The sequence below is a fragment of the Streptococcus oralis genome, assembly GCF_001578705.1.
Lineage (GTDB): Bacteria > Bacillota > Bacilli > Lactobacillales > Streptococcaceae > Streptococcus > Streptococcus oralis_J.
In genome coordinates, this window is record NZ_KQ969037.1 from 60200 (window position 1) to 84972 (window position 24773).

At 41.1% G+C, this 24773-nt stretch carries 9 protein-coding genes and 3 pseudogenes; all 12 read left to right on the forward strand.

The features are described from left to right. Positions 1 to 136 precede the first annotated feature (136 nt). A complete protein-coding gene (locus SORDD05_RS00295) occupies positions 137 to 7300 on the forward strand; it encodes an SIALI-17 repeat-containing surface protein (protein ID WP_061416473.1) in 7164 nt (2387 codons plus the stop codon). A 165-nt stretch (positions 7301 to 7465) separates the two neighbouring features. Next, positions 7466 to 7573, forward strand: a pseudogene (locus SORDD05_RS10320) (YSIRK-type signal peptide-containing protein); the annotation flags it as partial. A 279-nt stretch (positions 7574 to 7852) separates the two neighbouring features. Further along, positions 7853 to 12478, forward strand: a pseudogene (locus SORDD05_RS00300) (SIALI-17 repeat-containing surface protein); the annotation flags it as partial. Positions 12479 to 12603: 125 nt separating this feature from the next. Further along, positions 12604 to 13455 (forward strand): NAD(P)H-hydrate dehydratase, encoded by an 852-nt coding sequence (locus tag SORDD05_RS00305; RefSeq protein ID WP_061416475.1) that lies wholly within the window; start codon positions 12604 to 12606, stop codon positions 13453 to 13455. A gap of 199 nt (positions 13456 to 13654) precedes the next feature. Continuing rightward, entirely contained in the window at positions 13655 to 16144 is a 2490-nt protein-coding gene (locus SORDD05_RS00310) for a bifunctional DnaQ family exonuclease/ATP-dependent helicase (protein WP_061417761.1), read from the forward strand. Positions 16145 to 16149: 5 nt separating this feature from the next. Next, the gene (locus SORDD05_RS00315) at positions 16150 to 17373 is read left to right on the forward strand and encodes an FtsW/RodA/SpoVE family cell cycle protein (RefSeq protein ID WP_007517506.1); all 1224 of its coding nucleotides are present in this window, start codon (positions 16150 to 16152) and stop codon (positions 17371 to 17373) included. Positions 17374 to 17383: 10 nt separating this feature from the next. Continuing rightward, entirely contained in the window at positions 17384 to 17938 is a 555-nt protein-coding gene (locus tag SORDD05_RS00320) for a DJ-1 family glyoxalase III (RefSeq protein ID WP_061416477.1), read from the forward strand. A gap of 83 nt (positions 17939 to 18021) precedes the next feature. After that, the gene (locus tag SORDD05_RS00325) at positions 18022 to 18585 is read left to right on the forward strand and encodes an HAD-IA family hydrolase (RefSeq protein WP_061417764.1); all 564 of its coding nucleotides are present in this window, start codon (positions 18022 to 18024) and stop codon (positions 18583 to 18585) included. 14 nt (positions 18586 to 18599) lie between these two features. Continuing rightward, entirely contained in the window at positions 18600 to 20546 is a 1947-nt protein-coding gene (gyrB, locus tag SORDD05_RS00330) for a DNA topoisomerase (ATP-hydrolyzing) subunit B (RefSeq protein WP_000134069.1), read from the forward strand. An 80-nt stretch (positions 20547 to 20626) separates the two neighbouring features. Continuing rightward, positions 20627 to 22354 (forward strand): septation ring formation regulator EzrA, encoded by a 1728-nt coding sequence (ezrA, locus tag SORDD05_RS00335; RefSeq protein ID WP_000064795.1) that lies wholly within the window; start codon positions 20627 to 20629, stop codon positions 22352 to 22354. 105 nt (positions 22355 to 22459) lie between these two features. After that, positions 22460 to 23853: pseudogene (pgdA, locus tag SORDD05_RS00340) on the forward strand (peptidoglycan-N-acetylglucosamine deacetylase PgdA). An 80-nt stretch (positions 23854 to 23933) separates the two neighbouring features. Then, positions 23934 to 24773, forward strand: an 840-nt coding sequence (locus SORDD05_RS00345; protein ID WP_061416479.1) for an aldo/keto reductase, incomplete at its 3' end; no start/stop codon positions are given.

A 24773-nucleotide genomic window follows, 5' to 3' on the forward strand; every position in this document is an offset into this window, starting at 1 on the left:
TAAGGTGCGTTTTGATATATTTAATATATAAAATATATTATAAAACTTGGTACTTGTTTGTGTATTCAGAAGGAGGTTATTTTTTAAAACAAAGTAAACGCTTACTTTGTATCAAGGAAAAGAAATGAGGATTTTAATGAACAAAAGACTTTTTGATAAACGTTGTCATTATAGCATTCGTAAATTTGCAATAGGTGCGGCATCTGTAATGATTGGGGCTAGTATATTTGGTATTTCTGCTGTACAAGCTGAGGAGGTGGCTTCATCCAATGCTAAAACAGAAGAAACAACTGTTCATCAAGCTCAACCTTTAGATAAGCTTCCCGATGATGTGGTAGCTGCTATTGCAAAGGCTGATGAGAATGGTGGGCGTGAGTTTGTAAAACCAAAAGCTGAATCGGCAGAAGACAAAGTGACTAAGGATACAGAACCTACTACACCTACTAACGAGAGTAGTCGTGAATTGGTTAGTCCTAAAGGGGAAACTCCAAATAAAGTAGAAGAAGGAAACAAGGCTGATAACAAACAGAAATCTGAAGAGGCAAATCCAAAGCCTGTTGAATCTGCAGTAACAGCTGGAACAGAAGTGAAAGAGGATTCTAAAAAAACTTCTGAAAAGGACCAAGTGAAAGCAGACACAGAGATTAAACCTTCTTCTGAAAAATCGCAAGTGCTGTCTAGAGAGTCAAACAAAGCCGAAGTTGAAAAGGAAAAACAGCTATTATCGGAACGAAAACAAGATTTTAATAAAGATTGGTATTTTAAACTAAATGCCCAAGGAGATTTTTCAAAAAAAGATGTGGATGTTCATGATTGGTCTAAATTGAATCTTCCTCATGATTGGAGTATTTATTTTGACTTTGATCACAAGTCTCCCGCTCGTAATGAAGGTGGGCAGTTAAATGGTGGAACAGCTTGGTATCGTAAGACTTTCACATTAGACGAAGCAGACAAGAATAAGGATGTTCGTATCAATTTTGATGGGGTTTACATGGATTCAAAGGTCTATGTAAATGGTAAATTTGTCGGACATTATCCAAGTGGCTATAATCATTTTTCATATGATATCACAGAATTTTTAAACAAGGATGGTAGTGAAAATTCAATTACTGTTCAAGTGACCAATAAGCAACCAAGTAGTCGTTGGTATTCAGGAAGTGGGATTTATCGTGATGTAACCCTTAGTTATCGTGATAAAGTCCATGTTGCCGAAAATGGTAATCATATCACTACTCCAAAACTTGCTGAGCAAAAAGAAGGGAATGTTGAAACACAGGTTCAAAGTAAGATTAAAAATACGGATAAGAAGGCTGCTAAAGTCTTTGTGGAACAACAAATTTTTACTAAGGAAGGTAAGGTTGTTTCAGAATTAGTCCGCTCTGAAACGAAGAATTTAGCAGAAAATGAAACTGCAGATTTCAGACAAACAATCCTAGTTAATAAACCAACTCTTTGGACGACAAAAAGTTATCATCCTCAACTGTATGTGTTGAAAACAAAGGTTTATAAAGAAGGTCAACTAGTTGATGTAACAGAAGATACATTTGGTTACCGTTATTTCAATTGGACTGCTAAGGAAGGTTTCTCTCTGAATGGTGAACGCATGAAATTCCACGGAGTAAGTATTCACCATGACAATGGAGCCTTGGGGGCAGAAGAGAATTATAAGGCTACCTATCGTAAATTAAAACTCTTGAAAGATATGGGGGTTAACTCTATTCGAACAACCCATAATCCAGCGAGTCCTCAGTTGCTTGATGCTGCAGCTAGTTTAGGTCTTTTGGTTCAAGAGGAAGCTTTTGATACTTGGTATGGTGGCAAGAAGACTTACGACTATGGACGGTTCTTTGATCAAGATGCAACTCATCCGGAGGCTAAGAAGGGTGAGAAGTGGTCTGATTTTGATCTCAGAACAATGGTAGAACGTGATAAGAACAATCCGTCTATCGTCATGTGGTCTCTTGGAAATGAGGTAGAGGAGGCAAATGGTAGTCCTCGTTCTATCGAAACTGCTAAACGCTTGAAGGCAGTTATCAAAGCGATTGATACTGAGCGTTATGTAACCATGGGGGAAAACAAATTTAGTCGTGCGGCGACAGGTGATTTCTTGCAACTCGCAGAAATTATGGATGCTGTCGGTATGAACTATGGTGAACGTAATTATGATGCTGTTCGTAGAGCGCATCCAGACTGGCTCATTTATGGTTCTGAAACTTCTTCAGCTACTAGGACGCGTGATTCTTATTATAACCCTGCTCAAATCCTTGGACATGACAATCGTCCAAATCGTCACTATGAACAATCTGACTATGGTAATGACCGTGTTGGATGGGGAAGAACAGCTACTGAATCATGGACTTTTGACCGTGATCGTGCTGGCTATGCTGGACAATTTATCTGGACAGGAATTGACTATATTGGAGAACCGACTCCATGGCATAACCAAGATAGTACACCTGTCAAGAGCTCTTACTTTGGTATTATTGATACAGCTGGTTTACCAAAGAATGATTTCTACCTTTACCGTAGTGAATGGTATAGTGCTAAAGAAAAGCCAACTGTTCGCATTTTACCACATTGGAACTGGACTGAAGAGACCCTTAAGGATCGCAAGATGCTGATTGATGGAAAGGTTCCGGTTCGTACCTTCTCAAATGCTGCAAGCGTCGAATTGTTCTTAAATGGAGAGTCGCTTGGTAAAAAGGAATTTACTAAGAAAAGGACAGAAGATGGACGTCCATATCATGAGGGAGCTAAACCAAGTGAATTGTATCTTGAGTGGCTTGTGAAATACCAACCAGGCACACTGACTGCGATTGCTCGAGATGAAAATGGCAACGAAATTGCGCGTGATAGTGTGACAACTGCTGGGGAGCCAGCAAGAGTTCGTCTGACTAAAGAAGAGCATGTTATCACTGCAGATGGAAAGGACCTATCCTACATCCATTATGAAATTGTTGATGGCGATGGTAATGTGGTTCCTACAGCTAACAATCTTGTTCATTTCAATCTTCATGGTCAGGGACAAATCGTTGGTGTGGATAATGGAGAACAAGCTAGTCGTGAACGCTACAAAGCTCAAGCAGATGGAACATGGCAAAGACGTGCTTTCAATGGTAAAGGGGTTGTCATTGTAAAATCAACAGAAAAAGAAGGTAAATTTACTCTTTATGCAGATTCTGCTGGTTTGACATCTGATAGCGCAACGGTCGCAACGGTGTCTGGTAAGAAAGAAAATCGTCACTTTGTAGCCTTTGCTCCTGTAAAAGCAACAACTGATGTGACGACAAATCCTGAATTACCTCAAACAGTAACAGCTATTTATAGTGACGGTAGTGTTGAGGAAAAGACTGTAACTTGGGAAATGCCATCTGACTTGCTTACAAGCGCAGGTGAGAAAAAAGTATCTGGACGTGTAGAAGGTTTGGAAACTAAAGCTGAGGCACTTGTTAAAGTGATTGCTTTAGATAGATGGTTACCAAAAGTTGCTACAGTCCCAGTTGGAACGAATGCGGCTGATTTGGATAAAACGGTCACAGCTATTCTGACAGATGGTAGCTTGATTGATACTGATGTTGTTTCTTGGACCTTGAAAGACCCTGCTGCTTTGAACAAGGAAGGTGGACGTACGGAGGCTACTGGTAAATTGGTAGATGATGACCGTGAAGTGACTGCAACCTTTATCGCAAGTAGTAAGGAAACAACAAGTAGCATTACAGGACTTACTGTTGGGGATAAAGCTCTTGAGAATTTTGAGTCTGGCAAGACCTATTACCGTGTATCCCTTCCTTACACTGCAACTATTCCAAGTGTTGGAGCTCAGACTACCGGATATCAAGTAACTGTTCAGCAAGCTTCTGCTGATAATGGTTATCAGGCTTCTGTCTTCTTGAGTGACCAAAAGGGTGACTTGGTTCAAACTTACTTAATTCAGTTTGTGAAGGAAGCTCCTGCTTTGAAACGTTTGGAAGTGGTTGTAGAAGGAAAAGAAACTGCCACTGAAGATCAAGTATTAACTTATCACGTCATTGGTCGTTATGAGGATGGTTCGCAAACAGAGTTTTCGGCTTCAGATATTCACTTAGAAGCTAAATCATCTGATGGGGGACATCTTGAGGTGAATGGTCAGAATCTATTGCTCTATACTAAGGGAAGAGTGACTTTGACACCTCGAATCGATAATCAAACAGAGAAAACAGAATCTGTAACCACTGAAGTGGTGATTAAAGAAAATAAAGTCAGCAAGAAGATTGTGAAACTTCATCCTGTGTCTGTTTCTACAGATATCAATCAGCAACCGAATCTACCTAAAGAAGTTGGAGCAGAATTTGATAAGGGCTTGCCACGCAAAGTATCTGTAGCTTGGGATAAGGTAGATGAAAAAGAGTTGGGGCACTATCATAGCTTTACGCTTAAAGGACATGTGGAAGGCACAGATATTGAAGCTCAAGCGACTGTAACGGTTGAAGGATTGCAAGTTGCTGAGGAAATCAGTCTCACAGTACCTAAGGGTGAGACGGTTCAATTGCCAGCTAATGTCCGGGCTTACCATTCTAACGGAACAACTATCTACAAAGATGTTGTTTGGGATCAGGTTCCAGCCAACTTTAGTCAAACTGAAGGGGTCTATGAAATCAATGGTCGTTTAGTAGGTAGCAATCTGACAACTAAAGCTCATGTTCGAGTGTCTAGTCAAGTGGTTGCTGGAAATAATATCTCTAAACAATGGACAGGTTCACAATTACCAGCTGCCATTGTATCCAATACAGGAGGAGATGACACAGCCAACACCTTGAACGATTTGACTGTATCAAGAACGCCATCAGATGCTAAAAATAGATGGACTACTTGGAGAACAAATACTGATAATGACTGGGCTTCTATCTTATTTGGTAATTCAGGAGACTTGACGAAGCGTTTTGTCAACAATTTGTCGGTTGATTTCTATACTGATGGAGCAATTGGTCTTCCAAAAGAATATGTAGTTGAATATTATGTAGGTAAAGAAATTCCAGATTTACCAAGTGATGTCAGTCATGCGCAACGAGATAGCAATCATCCATTTAATAATCCAGACAATTGGAAAGCAGTTGAAAACTTACATGCTCCAAGTCAGCTGTCTGCAACTCAAACCAATCACTTCACATTTGACAAGGTCGAAACCTACGCTGTTCGTATTCGTATGAAGAAAGCAGATGGAACATCAGGTGTTGGTCTGACAGAGCTAACTGTGCTTGGAAACAAGGTCTTAAGTGAAACAAGTTCAGAGATTTCTATCAAGGTAGATGGCAAGGATCTTGAACATTTTAATCCATCTAAGACAGATTACTATATTCCTCAATCTAGCAAAGAAATCATAGCAACAGCTAGCAATAATGGTTTGGTAACAGTTGTTCCTGCAACAAGTCCAAAAGGTGCAACACGTCTCATCTTGAAAGCAGAAGATGGTACGGTGTTGAAAGAATATCGAATTTTCCGCAATGATGAGAGAGAAACTAGTCAACCTCTTGCTGCAGAAAACAGTGCTAAAATCTTGAATGTTGGAGACAATCTTCAACTTCCTTCAGAAGTAAGTGTTTATTATCCAACTTCAACTAATTGGACTACAGATAAACTTGCAGTGAAGTGGGATGCTATTCCTGAACATGCGACAGAGCATGAGGGAACATTTGAAGTTACCGGTCATGTCATTGGTACAAATCTAACGACTAAAATGCAGGTGACAGTTGTTTCTAAAGGCAATCAAGTCATTTCAGAAAATCCAAGCAACAATGAAACTGATTCTAAAGCCTTTGCTTCGACAACGAACGATACTCAAGCAGCTTCACATGATCGAATTTTCTATATCAATGATGGAAAATACAATGAAGATGGACGTTGGACAAACTGGTCTCGTACTCCGAAAAATCAAGAAACTTCTGTTGGATTACTCTTTAAGAAGGATGGAAAAATTGCTTCTCAATCTATTGGGAAAGTAGCCATTCAGTTCTTTAAAGATAGTGGCACAGATGCTCCAGAGAAAATGGTTCTAGAAAGATATATTGGTCCTGCTTTTACAGAACCAAGTACGATTTCTCGTTACGAAGAAAATGCCGATCATCCATTTAACAAGGCAGAAAATTGGGCACCAATTTCTTACAAAGCTTCTGGAGAATTAGTAGCTGGTAAACCAATCGAGTTTAACTTTGAACCGGTTCAAACGACAGCTATTCGTGCGCGCATGACTCGTAAGGCTACCACCAATGGTCTTGCACTTGTAGAATTTACAGCCTACTCTGCAGGCAAGGGATCAGAAGTGGAAACACCATCAGCGACTATTTCGATCGACGGAAAAGCATTGGAAAACTTTGATCCAAATGTGACAGATTATACTCTAACAACAATGGGTTCAAAACCAAAAGTCACTGCAACAACTAGTGGACATGGAGTTGTTACAGTTGTGGATTCTGGAAATGCCAATCTTCCAACACTAGTTCGTCTTGTTTCCAAAGATGGAAATCTGGTGAAAGAATATCGTTTACACTTTAAGTCTACCTTCCAAACAACACCAACAGAAGGCGTTAAGAACTTAGTAGCAGAAACTCCAAGTTTGGAAATTGAAAAGACTCCGCTTCCGTTTAAAGAAGTTATTCGTGAAAACCCTGAACTTGCTCAAGGTCAACGTCGTATCGTTTCTGAAGGACAAGATGGAGAAAAAGTTGATTATATTCAAGTTTTGGGTACTACTAGAAATCTTGTTCATTCTGAAGAAAGAAAGGCTCAGGATCGCATTGTTGAAGTAGGAGTGAAAGCATCTATTTCAAGTAGTAAAGGCGAGGAGCCAGCTCCAGTCAATGAAGTTCCAGAATTCAAAGGAGGTGCTAACTTTGTAGAAGCAGCAGTCAATGAAGTTCCAGAATTCAAAGGAGGTGCTAACTTTGTAGAAGCAGCAGTAAACGAAGTTCCAGAATACACAGGAACTCTTGCTACTGTAGGAGATCAAGCGGCACCAAGCGTTGAGAAACCTGAATTTAAGGGTGGCGTTAATGCTGTAATGGCTCTAGAACATAAACTTCCAGAGTATCATGGTGTTCTAGCCACGGTAGGAAATGAGGAAGCGCCTGTTCTTGAAAAACCAGATTATCCAGTAGAGCTATTAGCTCATGACCAGACTATAAAACCAAATGTTTCAGTAGTAAAAGAAGAGCAAAATAGATTACCAGAAACAGGTGAGGGAGAATCTGAAACAGCCATTTTCTTGGCAGGTGTTAGCTTGGCCTTGTCAGCAGCCCTGTTAACTGCAAAACGAAAAGAGGATTAGTTTGTGCGTCTAATGCTATCCTATTGGTATAGCTTGGTCGATGATAAAAAATCACATCGATAAATGAGTTGAAGAGATGGAGAGGACCGATTAGGCCTCTCCGTCTTTACTAGTAAAAATGGAATCGTTTACTTTCGTGTTTGGATGAAAGGAGATAAGATAAAGATGGATAAAAATTTTTTCAATAAACGTTGTCATTACAGTATTCGTAAATTCGCTATTGGAGTAGCTTCTATTATGATTGGTGCCAGTATCTTTGGTGTTAATTTAGTAGAGGCAGCAGAAACAGGTAGTGTAGGAGATAAAGAGGGAACTATAACTCAAGCTCAGCCATTGGAAAAGTTACCTGATGAACTTGCAGCAGTTTTGAAGAAAGCAGAAGAAAATGCTGGGAAGGAAGCTAGCTCGACAGTTGGAAATGGAGAAACTACAGGAACGATTGGTTCTACTGATTCGACAAATAATCTTAAACCAGCTGAAGCACCTGGAATTCCAGAGAATGAAACAAAGCCGTCTGAAGCCATGAGTGGAGGACAAAATGATAAAGAAATCGCTAAACCTAGTCAACCAATTACACCTGAAACTCCAAAAGTAGAGCAAACAGGTGATGGAACAGTTGAATTGGCCAATCAATTTACGGCAAGCAAACCAGCTAGCGAAGCCAGTATTGAAGCTGCCAGCAAGAGCTCAGACTATCTCAAAAAAGAGTACAAGGTCTTTCCAACTCCACAAAAAGTGACTTATGGAGAAGGTGTCACAGCCCTTCGTAAGCAAGTCAATCTGGTAATGGGCGATCAACTCGATATCTATACTCGCAATCGCTTGAAGAGCGTTTTGCAGGACAATCAAGTATCTTACAAAACTAGTAAAACGGCCGTTTCTGGCGCAACTAATATCTATCTTGGAGTGCATGGACAAGGTTCACAAGCAGAACAAAACTTGTCCAAGGTTTCCGCGGGTCTCTTTGACAAAATTGATGCTTATGCTCTGACCATCAAGGACAACTCTATCTCCATCGTCGGAAAAGACACAGATGCGGTCTTTTATGGTTTGACAACCTTGAAACATATGCTCAAGGAAAGTCAAGTGCCAGTCCTTCGCAATGTGACAGTGGAAGATTACGCTGAAATCAAGAACCGTGGGTTTATCGAAGGTTACTATGGAAATCCATGGTCTAATGAAAATCGTAAAGAATTGATGCGTTATGGAAGTGAATTGAAGTTAACTCAATACTATTTCGCACCAAAAGATGATCCATACCACAATAAGAAATGGCGTGAACTTTACCCAGAAGAAAAACTGGCTGAAATCCGAGAACTTGCACGTGTCGGTAATCAAACGAAAACACGTTATGTTTGGACCATCCATCCATTTATGAACAATCGTATCCGCTTTGGCAATGAAGCGCATTACCAGGCTGATCTTGCAACCATAAAGGCTAAGTTTACTCAGTTGTTGGACGTGGGAGTGCGTGAATTTGGTGTGCTTGCAGATGATGCACCAAGCCCAGTTGGTGGTTACCATAGTTATGTTCGCTTGATGAAGGATATCACAAATTGGTTGACTGAAAAACAAACAACATACAGTGGTCTCCGTAAAGATATGATTTTTGTTCCTGCCTGGTACATGGGGCAAGGAACTGAAGCTGAACTTCGAACCTTGAATGAACATCTTCCTGAAAATGTCCATTTAACTCTTACTGGTGGAAAGGTCTGGGGGGCTGTTGACCAAACATTCTTAACGAACTTAAAGAAAAATTTAACAGAAGGTGGTAAGACTTACCGTCCAATTCAGTTCTGGATTAACTGGCCATGTAATGATAATACAAAACCCCACCTAATTCTTGGAGGTGGTGAAAAATTCTTACATCCAAATGTTGATTTATCACTTGCACAAGGAATTATGCTAAATCCAATGCAACAATCTGAAGCATCTAAAGTGGCACTTTTTGATATGGCTCAGTATGGATGGAAACAATGGAGAAGTGTAGAAGAAGCAGAACAAATCAACGATATGGCCTTTAACTATGTAGTTAATGATCATTTTGAAGAAAGCAGTGTTTCGAAGGCTTTTCGAGAACTCGGAAAACACATGCGCAATCAAAATAGACCTCCCCATGTCACTAAATTAGAAGAGTCTGTAGAATTGGCTCCAAAATTGACAGAATTCTATAACAAACTCAAATCTAGTCAAAATCTGGATACTGAAAGAAAAGAGTTGAGGGAAATTTTTGCTGGTTTGAAAGCCAATGCTCTATTACTTAAAGAAAAAGGTGATCAGAAATTAATCGAACAAATTCACTATTGGTTAGAGAATACAGTAGATCAAATGAACGCGCTTGAAGCTTTCCTAACAGCTACAGAAGGTCTTACTGAAAAGAATGATGCCAAGGTGTGGGAGTATTATCAGGCCGGAGTCAAACATTATGACCAGTCAGTTAAGTATGCCTTCTTTTACGTTGACCATTATGAATACGCAGAATTTGGTGTCCAACATATTCGACCATTTATCAATAATCTCAAAGAATACTTAGCCTTACATATCCAAGCAATGTTGAATCCAGATAAATTTGTGACAACATTTATTACGAATCGTGCTGGAATAGAAGGCGGATTGAAAGAAGTCACAGATGGTGACTTTGATACACATGTGATTGCCAAAACAACCATTGTGATTGAGAGAGGCGATTATGTAGGCTTGCGCTTTAATAAGGCAATTAAAATACACAAATTAGGTTTCGCTACGGGTACTAATACGGCCGATAATTATACCTTTAGTAATGCTCTTGTTGAATATCAAAATGAACATGGAGAATGGGTAGCCATAACGAGCCCCGCTTATACTGGTAGAGAACGTATTCTGGAATTTAATGACCTCGATATCACAGCTCAAGCTGTTCGTATGATAGCAACAGCTAAGAAGGATAATGCTTGGCTTGCCATGCGTGAAATTGCTGTTAACAGACCCCTAGAATTGGGTAGTAAGAAGGTTAGGGGCACTATTAGTTTAAGTCCAAACCTTGTTTACAAATATGGAACAAGTGTTGTTCAGATGCAAGATGGTCGAGAAAACACAGAATCCATGATGGCACATGTTGATCAGACCAATGTCACACCAGCGCAAGCCTGGGTACAAATGGACTTAGGTGGACTGCACAAAGTAAAACGAGTTCATCTGATGCAAGGGGAACGAGACAAACTAGCATCTGGTGTCATCGAATATTCTGCAGATGGTACAAATTGGACAACGCTTCAAAATTTATCAGGGCAACGAACTTCTGATATTGTGCAAGAATTTACAACTCGTTTTGTTCGCATTCGCAATACACAAACCTTAAATAAGTGGTGGAGAATTGCGGAATTTACAGTAGATGTCGATAGTCCAAATCTTGACTTAACAGACACCAACATTGATGCCTTGAAGGAAACGCCGGTAGTGGATAGCTTGGGCAGTTACGAGCTTCAAATTCCAGCTGGAACCAAACTCCCTGCTCATAGCTATCTAGGTATGAAGCTTGATCGTATCCATCAAGTCAAGAGCATCCAGCTCCAAGGTCAGGCTAACTCAGCACTCAGCCTAGAATACTCTGTAAATGCGCAAGAATGGACACCAGCTAGCCAGTTGACTGATAGATCTGTAGCGACCCACTTGGTACGTTACGTTCGTCTTGTGAATAAAACAGACAAAGAACAGGCTGTTCCATCTACTTCACTCCTAGTAACTACCAAAGAAGTGCAACCAACCAAACTAGAATCTACAACTATGGGCATTCATCCAACATACGGCAGCAATGATGTTCGTAAACTAAACAACCTAGATCAACTATTTGACGGTGTTTACAATAACTTCGTTGAGTTTTCAGACTATGCCCATAAAGATGGCCACGTAACCTTGAAGCTTGGTAGCGAACGTACCATCAAGAAGATCAGAGCCTATATCCAAGACGGAACTCAAAACTACCTTCGTGATGGTAAGATCCAAGTCAGCCAAGACGGTAAAACTTGGACAGATGTTGTGACAGTGGGAGATGGTGTGGCCAACAGCCAACACGATGATTCTCTGACAGATGGTTGGACACATGATTCTAAGATGCCAGGAAATCGTTACATCGAAGGTGAATTGACGACACCAGTCAAAGCCAACTATCTCCGTGTTCTCTATACTGCAGACTATGATGCTCGTTTTGTAGGCTTTACAGAATTGGTCATCAACGATGGCGAATTTGTCAAACCAATCAATGATCCAACTGTAGAAGGAAATGGTGGCGAAAGCCAAGGCAATCTTTATAATAATCTTGTAGACGGCAAAGTCTTGACCAGCTACAAGTCTGAAAAAGACAAGGGCGAGTTAGTTTATCACTTATCTGAGCCAACCAATGCCAACCACCTTCGTCTCGTTTCCAGTCTTCCTGAAGGAGCTAAGGCACGTGTTCTTGCTAGAACACTCAAGGATGGTCAAGACAGTTGGACAGACCTCGGTGCCATTACATCTAGTCTCCAAACCTTCGCTATCCGAAATGGTGGCTCTCTTCTAGACGTCAAATTAGTCTGGGAAGGTGGCAAGGCTGAGTTTTATGAATTGGCGAGCTTCTATCAAGAATTAACGGAAGAAGCTGTTCAATCAAGCAAGGGTGAAGAACCAGCACCCGTGCTTGAAGTTCCTGAGTTCACAGGTGGTGTCAATGCGGTTGAAGCGGCAGTGCATGAGGTACCAGAATACACAGGCCCACTTGGAACAGCCGGAGACCAAGCGGCACCGACAGTTGAGAAACCTGAGTTCCAAGGTGGTGTCAATGCAGTTGAAGCCTTGGTACATGAGCTTCCAGAGTACACAGGCCCATTATCAACAGTAGGTGACCAATCCGCACCTACAGTAGAAAAACCAGAGTTCCAGGGCGGAGTCAACTCCGTTATGGCCTTGAAACATGAGCTCCCAGCTTACACAGGTCCCTTATCAACAGTAGGCGACCAGGCAGCACCGACAGTAGAGAAACCAGAGTTCAAGCTAAGTTCGTTAGAAAAAACTCAGACTCCAGGAGCACCAGTTCAAATTGCCAAAGAAGACAAGAGATTGCCAGAAACTGGTGAGAAACAGTCAGAAACAGCTATTTTATTGGCAAGTGTTGGACTAGCTCTATCTGCTATCTTTGTCGCAAAAAGTAAAAAAGAAATTAATTGACTTTGAAAAAAGAGATATTTCGTAGAGGGGCTTTGTCCCCTCTTTTTCTATATGAAGGAAGAGATTTATGTTTAAGATGCAAGGTCAATAAACTTTATAGTATAATGAATAGAGAGGAAAAAACGATGAAAGTGATTGATCAAGCCTTACTAGAAAAAGTCATTATTGAACGTTCTCGTACCAGTCATAAAGGAGACTATGGCCGTCTGCTCTTGCTTGGTGGGACCTATCCTTATGGTGGAGCCATCATCATGGCTGCCTTGGCAGCTGTAAAAAGTGGTGCAGGATTGGTGACCGTTGGAACAGATAGGGAAAATATCCTTGCTCTATACAGTCATTTACCTGAGGCTATGGCCTTCTCTCTTCAAGATCAGCAATTGTTAAAAGAGCAATTGGAGAGGGCAGAAGTTGTCTTATTGGGACCTGGTTTACGAGACGATACTTTTGGAGAAGAACTAGTCAAACAGGTCTTTGCTAGCTTAAGACAGAATCAGATTTTGATTGTAGACGGAGGTGCCTTGACTATTCTCGCTAGGATAAGTCTGTCATTTCCTTCTAGCCAGCTTATCCTAACTCCCCACCAAAAGGAGTGGGAAAAACTGTCTGGAATTACGATTGAAAAACAAAACGAAGGTACAACAGCTAGTGCTTTGACTTCTTTTCCTCAAGGGACGATTTTAGTTGAGAAAGGTCCAGCGACTCGTATCTGGCAAGCCGGTCAGCCTGAATATTATCAATTAGAAGTCGGAGGCCCCTATCAAGCAACTGGTGGGATGGGAGATACACTTGCTGGGATGATTGCAGGTTTTGCAGGTCAGTTTCACCAAGTCAGTCTCTATGAGAGAGTGGTGGTAGCGACTCATCTTCATTCAGCTATCGCGCAAGAACTTGCTCAAGAAAACTACCTTGTCTTGCCTACCGAAATTAGTAAAGCTCTTTCGAAAGCAATGAAAAAAATATCTCAAAAAGGCAGCTAATATTTTGGTTGTCTTTTTATGTTGATGTAGCTTTGTTGATAAAGTTTTCAAATACCTCAGAACCAGCGACCAACTGCTGAACTTGCTTGAAATTCTAACTTTTAAGGTCTTGGTTTTTACTCAAATTCGCAATTAAAGCGAGATTGTTATCAAAGTTGAGGGGTGTCAAATCATGCTTTTTTTGATATAATTTTTAATGATGAATGCGAGAAATGATCGGTATGTGGTCGTTGATTTAGAGGCGACCAGCACCGGAAGCAAGGCAAAAATTATTCAAGTAGGCATTGTGGTGATTGAGGATGGTGACATCATCGATCAGTATGCGACCGATGTCAATCCCCACGAACCCTTGGATTCTCATATCAAAGAATTAACGGGTCTGACCGATCAGCGTTTGGCTGCGGCACCAGAATTTTCTCAGGTGGCCGGAAAAATTTTTGAATTGGTTAAGGACGGTATTTTTGTTGCGCACAATGTACAGTTTGATGCTAACCTTCTTGCAGAATTTCTCTTTTTTGAAGGATATGAATTGCGTACACCGCGAGTGGATACAGTTGAGCTTGCCCAAGTTCTGTATCCTCAGTTTGAAAAGTATAACTTAGGTATCCTTTGTCAAGAGTTGGGCATTGAGCTGGAACATGCCCATACTGCCCTGTCAGATGCTCAGGCAACAGCTGAACTCTTGCTTTACATGCGTCAAAAACTTTTTGAGCTACCTAAAGGGCTTTTAGAAAGCTTGTTAGACCTTGCAGACAACCTTCTCTATGAAAGTTATCTGGTGATTGAGGAGGTCTATCAGCAACAATCTCTCTTATCTTCGCCAGACTTGATGGAACTTCATGGGCTTTTCCTGAGAAAGGAAAGCAAAGCCTTAGTCCCACGAAAGTTATCCAAAGATTTTGCTAAAAATATTTCTTTATTGGGGCTAGAGGAGCGACCGCAACAGTTGGAATTTGCGGAGAAGATTGAGCAATTACTGGAAGAACACCAGACTTCCTTTATCCAAGCTCAAACGGGACTGGGCAAGACTTATGGTTATCTCCTCCCAGCTTTGAATTTGGAGAGTCAAGCAGGTATCCTAGTGAGTGTTCCGACCAAAATTCTTCAAAATCAGATCATGCAAGAAGAAGGTCAACGCCTAAAAGAGGTCTTCCATATGGAGATTCATAGTCTCAAGGGGCCTCAAAATTACTTGAAACTGGATGCCTTTCACCGAGTTTTCCATCGATCTGAGTCCAATCGTCTTTTCACACGCTTTAAAATGCAACTGCTCATCTGGCTAACGGAGACAGAGACTGGTGACTTGGACGAAATCGGGCAACTTTATCGCTATCAACACTTTCTGCCAGAACTAGTCCACGATGGCAAGCTTTCAAAGAAAAGCTTATTTGCTACAGAGGATTTTTGGAAACGAGGGCAGGAAAAGGCCAAGACCAGTCGCGTTCTCTTAACCAATCATGCCTATCTGGTCACTCGTTTGGAAGACAATCCAGAGTTTGTCGACAACCGTTTGGTAATTTTGGATGAAGCTCAAAAAATGTTGCTAGCTCTTGAAAATCTGGCCCAGCAGGCTTATCGCCTTGAGGAACTTGTAACCCAGCTTGATAAGTCCATAGAGTCAGAAGAAGATTTGATTCAGAAACGCTTGCTTGAGAGTATAGGTTTTGAATGTCGTTACTTGATGGAGCAGTATCAATCAGGTCTTAAGAATGGAAAGTGGTTGGATTCTCTCGAACACTTGCGCCAGCATTTTTCGGAGTTAGCTCTCCCAGAGTATAGAGAGATTGCAAACTTTTTCACCTCGGACCGTGAATTTTGGCTTGCTACAGCAGAGAAATCGAGCAAGGATGTCTTGATTTGTTCAAGTAAAAAAGGCCGCTTTATACTAGCAGACTTATTGCCAGAAGATTGCAGGCTCCTAGGAGTATCGGCCACTCTTGAAATCAGCAATCGGGTTTCCTTAGCAGATTTATTGGGATTTCCAGATGCTCCACTTGTTAGGCTTGATGTAGTAAAGCAGGAGCAACAAGAAGTCTTTCTAGTCGATGATTTTCCTCTTGTGACAGAAGTTTCACCTGTTGACTATGCTAGTGAAGTGGCTTCTGTTATCCGAAGGTTACAAGTCTTTCAAGAACCCATACTGGTCTTGTTTACCTCAAAAGAGATGTTGCTGGCAGTTTCAGACTTGCTCGACCAACCGCATCTAGCTCAGTATAAAAATGGGGAACCAAGCCAACTGAAGAAACGTTTTGAAAAAGGTGAACGCCAAATCTTGCTTGGAACAGGTAGTTTCTGGGAAGGAGTTGACTTTTCTACCCATCCATTTGTAATCCAAGTAATTCCGAGATTGCCTTTCCAAAATCCCCAAGAACCTTTAACCAAAAAATTAAACCAAGAACTGCGCCAAGAAGGGAAAAATCCTTTCTATGATTATCAGTTGCCGATGGCTATCATTCGGTTAAAACAAGCCCTGGGTCGTACTGTTAGACGATCTGACCAAGGTTCGATTGCTCTAATCTTAGACAGCCGTGTCGTCAGCAAGCGTTACGGCAAACAAATCGCTCAGGCCTTGTCAAAAGAAAGGGCTGTTCAGGTTCTTTCTAGAGAACGGCTAGAGCCTGCTGTAGCTGATTTTCTCCAATTCCGTCGCAATAGAATGAAAGAAAAATCCAAGAAAGAGAAGAGGTAAAAAATATGAAACGTTCCTTCGACTCTCGAGTCGATTATAGCCTTCTCCTACCAGTGTTTTGTTTACTGGTGATTGGAGTAGTGGCCATTTATATAGCAGTTAGTCATGACTATCCAAATAATGTGTTACCAATACTAGGCCAGCAAATTGCCTGGATTTCCTTGGGCCTTGTCATTGGTTTTGTGGTCATGTTCTTCAATACCGAGTTTTTATGGAAGGTGACTCCCTATCTTTATGGTCTAGGGCTAGCTTTGATGGTCCTACCTCTTGTTTTCTACAATCCGAGTTTGGTAGCTTCTACAGGTGCCAAAAACTGGGTATCAATTGGTGGAACGACACTCTTTCAGCCATCGGAGTTCATGAAGATTTCCTATATCTTGATGTTGGCTCGAGTCATCGTACAATTCACTCAAAAACACAAGGAATGGCGACGAACTATTCCCTTGGATTTCCTATTGATTGGTTGGATGATTGCCTTTACCATCCCAGTCTTGATCCTCTTAGCACTACAAAGTGACTTAGGGACTGCCTTGGTCTTTGTAGCTATTTTTGCAGGCATGGTTCTCCTTTCAGGTGTTTCATGGAAGATTATCATTCCTGTTTTTGCGACAGGAGTGACTGCAGTTGCAGGCTTCATGGCCATCTTTATAAGCAAGGATGGACGTGCCTTCTTACATCAGATTGGGATGCCAACTTACCAGATCAACCGCATCTTGGCTTGGCTCAATCCCTTTGACTTCGCGCAAACAACGACTTACCAACAGGCGCAGGGACAAATTGCGATTGGAAGTGGTGGCTTGTTTGGGCAAGGTTTCAATGTGTCCAATCTCCTCATTCCAGTACGTGAGAGTGATATGATTTTCACAGTAATTGCTGAAGACTTTGGCTTTATTGGTTCGGTCTTTGTCGTTGCCCTGTACTTACTTCTCATCTATCGGATGTTGAAGATTACTCTCAGGTCAAATAACCAGTTCTACACCTACATTTCGACTGGATTTATCATGATGTTGCTCTTCCATATCTTTGAAAATATCGGTGCCGTGACAGGCTTACTTCCTTTGACAGGGATTCCTCTACCTTTTATCTCTCAAGGGGGCTCCGCAATTATTAGCAACCTCATTGGTGTCGGTCTCCTCTTATCTATGAGTTACCAGACCAACCTAGCGGAGGAGAAAAGTGGAAAAGTTCCATTCAAACGAAAGAAAGTCGTCCTAAAACAAATCAAATAAGGAGGCCACTATGGCAAAAGTAGCAGTTATTTTAGCCCAGGGTTTTGAAGAAATTGAAGCCTTGACAGTAGTCGATGTCTTGCGTCGAGCAAACATTTCTTGTGATATGGTAGGATTTGAAGAGCAGGTGACAGGGTCGCATGACATTCAGGTAAAAGCCGACCGTATCTTTGATGGCGATTTGTCCGACTATGACTTGGTCGTTCTTCCAGGTGGCATGCCAGGCTCAGCTCACCTACGAGACAATCAAGCCCTCATTTCACAGATTAAAACCTTTGATCAAGCAGAAAAGAAAATTGCTGCCATCTGTGCAGCCCCAATCGCCCTCCATCAAGCAGGTGTCCTGAAAGACAAGCACTTTACTTGTTATGACGGAGTTCAGGAGCAAATTACTGACGGAATTTATCAAAAGCAAACAGTGGTTGTAGATGGTAATCTAACAACTAGCCGAGGACCGTCAACCGCACTTGCCTTTGCCTATGAGTTGGTAGAGCAATTGGGAGGAGATGCTGAAAGTTTACGAGTCGGCATGCTCTATCGAGATGTCTTTGGAAATCAACAGTAAGACGAGAGTTCGGCTCTCGTTTTTGCTTGGAAAAATCTAGGAAATCATCGCTTTTTTCATAAAAAAATGGTATAATGAAGGGTATGAAATATCACGACTACATATGGGATTTAGGTGGTACCCTATTGGATAATTATGAGACTTCTACAGCAGCCTTTGTAGAAACCTTAGCCCAATACGGAATAGAGCAAGAGCACGACCGTGTTTACGAAGCCTTGAAGGTTTCGACAGCTTTTGCCATTGAGAAGTTTGCCCCAGACATCGAGAATTTTTTAGAAAACTACAAAGAAAATGAAGCGCGTGAGCTAGAGTATCCAGTTTTGTTTGAGGGAATTCCAGAACTACTCAAAGACATTTATGACAAGGGTGGCCGTCATTTCTTAGTTTCTCATCGAAATGACCAAGTTCTAGAACTTCTTGCAAAGACTCAGATAGCGAACTACTTCACAGAAGTAGTGACTGCCAGTTCAGGCTTCAAACGAAAACCAGATCCTGAGTCCATGATTTATTTACGTGATAAATATCATATTACATCTGGTTTGGTCATTGGTGACAGAAATATTGATGTAGAGGCAGGTAAAGCTGCTGGCTTAGATGCCTATCTTTTTAAAAACGTTGCGACATTGAGACAAGCAATAGACATGTAAGAAAAAGGAAAAAAATGACAGAAGAAATCAAAAATCAACAGGCACAGGATTATGATGCCAGTCAAATTCAAGTTTTGGAGGGACTTGAAGCTGTTCGTATGCGTCCAGGTATGTATATTGGATCGACTTCAAAAGAAGGTCTTCACCATCTAGTATGGGAAATCGTTGATAACTCAATTGACGAAGCCCTAGCTGGATTTGCCAGTCACATCCAAGTCTTTATAGAGCCAGATAACTCCATCACCGTTGTGGATGATGGTCGTGGAATTCCTGTTGACATTCAGGAAAAGACAGGACGTCCCGCTGTTGAGACCGTCTTTACAGTCCTTCACGCTGGAGGAAAATTCGGTGGTGGCGGATATAAGGTATCAGGTGGTCTCCACGGGGTAGGTTCATCAGTAGTAAACGCTCTTTCAACGCAACTAGATGTTCATGTTCACAAAAACGGCAAAATTCATTACCAAGAATACCGTCGTGGTCATGTTGTTGCTGATCTTGAGGTCGTTGGAGATACGGATAAAACTGGAACAACAGTTCACTTCACACCAGACCCAGAGATTTTTACAGAAACAACGACCTTTGATTTTGACAAATTAAACAAACGTATTCAAGAACTAGCCTTTTTGAACCGAGGTCTTCGAATCTCAATAACAGATAAGCGCGAAGGTCTAGAACAAAGCAAACATTACCACTATGAGGGTGGGATTGCTAGCTACGTTGAATATATCAACGAGAACAAGGATGTGATCTTTGATACGCCAATCTACACAGACGGTGAGATGGATGATATTACAGTTGAAGTAGCCATGCAGTACACAACTGGTTATCACGAAAACGTCATGAGTTTCGCCAATAACATTCACACCCATGAAGGTGGTACGCATGAGCAAGGTTTCCGTACAGCGCTGACACGTGTTATCAATGATTATGCCCGCAAAAATAAGCTACTAAAAGACAATGAAGACAACCTGACAGGGGAAGATGTCCGTGAAGGATTAACTGCTGTGATTTCTGTCAAGCATCCAAATCCGCAGTTTGAAGGACAAACCAAGACCAAACTGGGCAATAGCGAAGTGGTTAAGATTACCAATCGTCTCTTCAGCGATGCCTTCTCTGATTTTCTCATGGAAAATCCGCAGATTGCTAAGCGCATCGTGGAAAAAGGGATTTTGGCTGCCAAGGCTCGTGTAGCTGCCAAGCGTGCGCGTGAAGTCACTCGTAAGAAATCTGGTTTGGAAATTTCCAATTTGCCAGGAAAACTAGCAGACTGTTCTTCAAATAACCCTGCTGAAACAGAACTCTTTATCGTTGAGGGAGACTCAGCTGGTGGGTCAGCTAAATCTGGTCGTAACCGTGAATTCCAAGCTATCTTGCCAATTCGTGGTAAGATCTTAAACGTTGAAAAAGCTAGCATGGATAAAATCCTTGCCAACGAAGAAATTCGGAGTCTCTTCACAGCCATGGGAACAGGATTTGGTGCAGAATTTGATGTCACTAAGGCTCGTTACCAAAAACTCGTTTTGATGACCGATGCCGATGTTGATGGAGCCCACATTCGAACCCTCTTGTTAACCTTGATTTACCGCTACATGAAACCAATTCTAGAAGCTGGATATGTCTACATTGCCCAACCACCAATTTACGGAGTAAAAGTTGGAAGTGAAATCAAAGAATACATCCAGCCAGGTGCGGATCAAGAAATTAAACTCCAAGAAGCCTTAGCACGTCATAGTGAAGGGCGTTCAAAACCAACCATCCAACGTTATAAAGGTTTGGGAGAAATGGATGACCACCAATTGTGGGAAACAACCATGGATCCAGAACATCGCTTGATGGCGCGTGTTTCGGTAGATGATGCTGCCGAAGCAGATAAAATCTTTGATATGTTGATGGGGGACCGAGTTGAACCTCGCCGTGAATTTATCGAAGAAAATGCCGTTTACAGTACCCTTGACGTCTAAAAAATGTGGGAAATAGTTCCCATGGCCTAAAAAATATGGTATAATCAATACGATTGTTTCTAGTATAAAAGGAGTTTGATATGTCTAATGGACAACTAATTTATCTAATGGTTGCGATTGCAGTCATTTTGATTCTGGCTTATGTAGCGGCAATCTTCCTACGTAAGCGTAATGTAAGTAGATTGACGGCCCTCGAAGAAAGAAAAGAAGAACTCTACAACCTTCCTGTAAATGATGAGGTTGAAGCGGTTAAAAACATGCATTTGATTGGTCAAAGTCAGGTAACCTTCCGTGAATGGAATCAAAAATGGGTTGATTTATCCCTTAACTCATTTGCTGATATTGAAAATAACCTGTTTGAGGCTGAAGGCTATAATAATTCTTTTCGCTTTTTCAAAGCGACTCACCAAATCGATCAAATCGAAAGTCAAATTGATTTAATTGAAGAAGACATTGCGGCGATTCGCAATGCGCTTTCAGAGCTTGAAAAACAAGAGTCTAAGAATAGCGGACGTGTTCTGCATGCTTTGGACTTATTTGAAAATCTGCAACATACCGTAGCAGAAAATTCGGAACAGTATGGTAAAGCCCTTCCTGAAATTGAGAAACAATTGGAAAATATCCAGTCAGAGTTTTCTCAATTTGTAACCTTGAACTCTTCAGGTGACCCAGTTGAAGCTGCAGCAATTCTTGATTCAACTGAAAATCATATTCTCGCTTTGACACATATCGTTGATCGTGTTCCATCTCTCGTGAAGACTTTGTCAACAGAACTTCCAGAACAATTGGAAGATTTGGAGGAAGGCTACCGTAAACTCTTGGATGCTAATTATCACTTCACTGAAACGGACATCGAGTCACGCTTCCAACTTTTACATGAATCCTTGAAAAATAATCAAGAAAACATCCGCCAGTTGGAATTGGATAATGCAGAGTATGAAAATACACAAATCCAAGAAGAGATTAATGCGCTCTACGATATCTTCACGCGTGAAATAGCTGCCCAAAAAGTCGTTGAAAGTCTCCTTTCAACGCTTCCAACCTACCTCAATCACTTGAAAGAAAATAATCAGGTTTTGGTTCAAGACCTTGAACGCTTGAATAAAACTTATCTTCTCCCAGAAAGTGATGGGAACCATGTCCGCCGTCTTCAAGCTGAATTGTCAGGGCTTGATACAGCGATCACAGAGGCAACTGAAGATCAGACAGAACCTACTCAAGCCTACTCTGTTTTAGAGGAGCAGCTTAGTTCACTTCAAAGTAATCTAAAAGACATTGAAGACGAACAAGTTTCTGTTAGTGAACGCCTAGCTCAAATCGAAAAAGATGACATCAATGCTCGTCAAAAAGCAAATGTCTATGTGAACCGTTTGCATACTATCAAACGTTACATGGAGAAGAGAAACTTGCCGGGTATTCCTCAAAGTTTCTTGAAACTTTTCTTCACTGCAAGCCATAACACAGAAGATCTGATGGCAGAGTTAGAACAAGCACAAGTTAATATTGAATCAGTTAAACGAATTCTTGAAATTGCGACCCATGACATGGAGGCTCTTGAAACAGAAACCTACAATATTGTTCAATACGCGACCTTGACGGAGCAACTCTTGCAGTATTCAAACCGTTACCGTTCATTTGATGAGCGTATCCAGCAAGCTTTCAATGAAGCACTTGAAATTTTTGAAAAAGAATTTGACTACAAGGCATCATTTGAGAAGATTTCTCAGGCCTTGGAAGTTGCAGAACCAGGAGTCACAAATCGCTTTGTTTCTTCTTATGAAAAAACACGTGAAGCGATTCGCTTCTAATACCTGAAAAGCTTAGATCATCTAGGCTTTTTATTATTTCTTTCAAAAATAGAAGAATATCGATTTATCATTGAAATTATAGTTCTGATTTGATATGATGGAGGTATGAAGAAAAATAGAGAGAAGCGTGTTTCCCACGATAAAAAGAGAAATGTATTACTGGTTTTAGTAGGTATTTTAAGTCTTGCTATGCTCTGCCTAGGTGGCGCGATTGGTTACAAGATTTTGCAGAAACAGTCCTATGAACAGAAAATTGAAACCTTAAAAAATGAAAAAGATCAACAATTCAACGTAGGCAGTCAGAGAGACCATTTCCGAAAAGGTCAAGCTGAAGTGATTGTCTACTACCCTCTTCAAGGAGAGGAAGTCATTGCGCCTGTTAGAGAAAAGATCAACCAGGATATTAAGGAAAAGCTGGAAGATAAAGAAGATTTGGTTTTTTATTATACGGAGCAGTTGGATCCCGTCCTAAAGGGAGTTGTGGCTCGTAATATTAGTAAGCAAGTTTACGATTTGTCTGCAGCAAAGGTTGAAGAAAAAGAAAAGACTTCTTTAGGAAAAATTTTCTTGACAGAAGACGGTAAAACTTTTACTCTTAGTCAACTTTTCAAAGATGCGACCAAGGCTAAGGAACTCTTGCTGAGTCAAATAAAAGCAACCCTAGAAGAAGATAAGAAACTTGACCAGACAAAAATTGATCAGGTCCTAAAAACCTTTACAGACCAAGATTTGTCGTCATGGAGCTTTGATTATAAAGATAGTCAACTCATCCTTTATCCTGCTGATCCAGGGGAGACTCTGGAGGAAATTGCTTTACCAATATCCAGTTTCTTTGATGTGTTGGAGTCCTCTTATCTATTAGAAAAGGATGCTGAGCTTTACCAAGCTTACTTTGCTCAGAAAAATAAAAAGTTGTAGCCTTGACCTTTGATGATGGTCCAAATCCATCTACAACTACGCAAGCTTTGGATACATTAGCTAAGTACAATGTAAAGGCGACTTTCTTTGTACTTGGTAAAAATATCGCGGGTAATGAAGATCTTCTGAAACGAATGAAATCGGAAGGACATGTTGTGGGAAACCATAGCTGGGATCATCCCGTTCTTTCTAAATTGTCTCTTGAAGATGCTAAAAAACAAATCACGGATACGGAAGATGCCTTGACCAAGGTTTTAGGTTCGAGTTCTAAACTCATGCGTCCGCCTTATGGCGCTATTACTGATGATATCCGTAACAGTCTTGACTTGAGCTTTATCATGTGGAATGTAGATAGTTTGGACTGGAAGAGCAAGAATGAATCTGCTATTTTAACAGAGATTCAGCATCAAGTTCGTAATGGATCGATTGTTCTTATGCATGATATTCACGGCGCTACAGTTAATGCTCTTCCAAAGATTATAGAATATCTGAAAGAGCAAGGTTATACATTTGTGACTATTCCGGAATTGCTCAATTCACGTCTAAAAGCTCACGAAATGTATTATGATCGTGATCAATGATTTTAAAATCTAAAGGAGCAAGTGTTCTGGTAATCAGGACTTTGTTCCTTTAGATTTTCTTCACATAGAAAGGAAAAACGATGAAATCTTATACCCTTAATAATGGAGTTTCAATCCCAGTTTTAGGATTTGGGACATGGAAAGCTGAAAATGGAGAGGTGGCCTACCAAGCCGTTTTAGAAGCTTTAAAGGCTGGTTATCGTCATATCGATACTGCGGCTATCTATAAAAATGAGGAGAGTGTTGGTCGCGCTATTCGAGATAGTGGTATTCCACGACAAGAAATCTTTGTAACGACCAAACTCTGGAATACCAATCACAGCTATGAAGAAGCTCGCCAAGCTTTTGAGGAATCAATGGAAAAACTGGGCTTAGATTATCTAGATTTGTATCTCATCCATTGGCCAAATCCAAAACCTTTAAGAGAAAATGACGAATGGAAAACTCGCAATGCTGAAGTCTGGAGAGCGATGGAGGATCTTTACAAAGAAGGCAAGATTCGTGCTATCGGCGTTAGTAATTTTCTCCCTCACCATCTGGATGCTTTGCTTGAGACAGCAAGAGTCATTCCAGCGGTTAATCAGGTGCGCTTAGCGCCAGGGGTTTATCAAGAAGAAGTAGTTGCCTACTGTAGAGAGAAGGGAATTCTCCTAGAGGCTTGGGGACCATTTGGGCAAGGAGAGTTGTTTGAACAGAAGGAAGTCCAAGAAATTGCTACTAAGCATGGGAAATCAGTGGCTCAAATTGCCTTGGCTTGGAGTTTGGCAGAAGAGTTTTTACCGTTACCCAAGTCAGTAACAGCCTCTCGCATCCAGAGCAATCTTGACTGTTTTGGGATTGAACTCAGCAAAGAAGAGCGAGAGATCTTAAAGACGATTTCAGTGACTTCTGGCGCACCTCGTGTGGATGAGATGGATTTT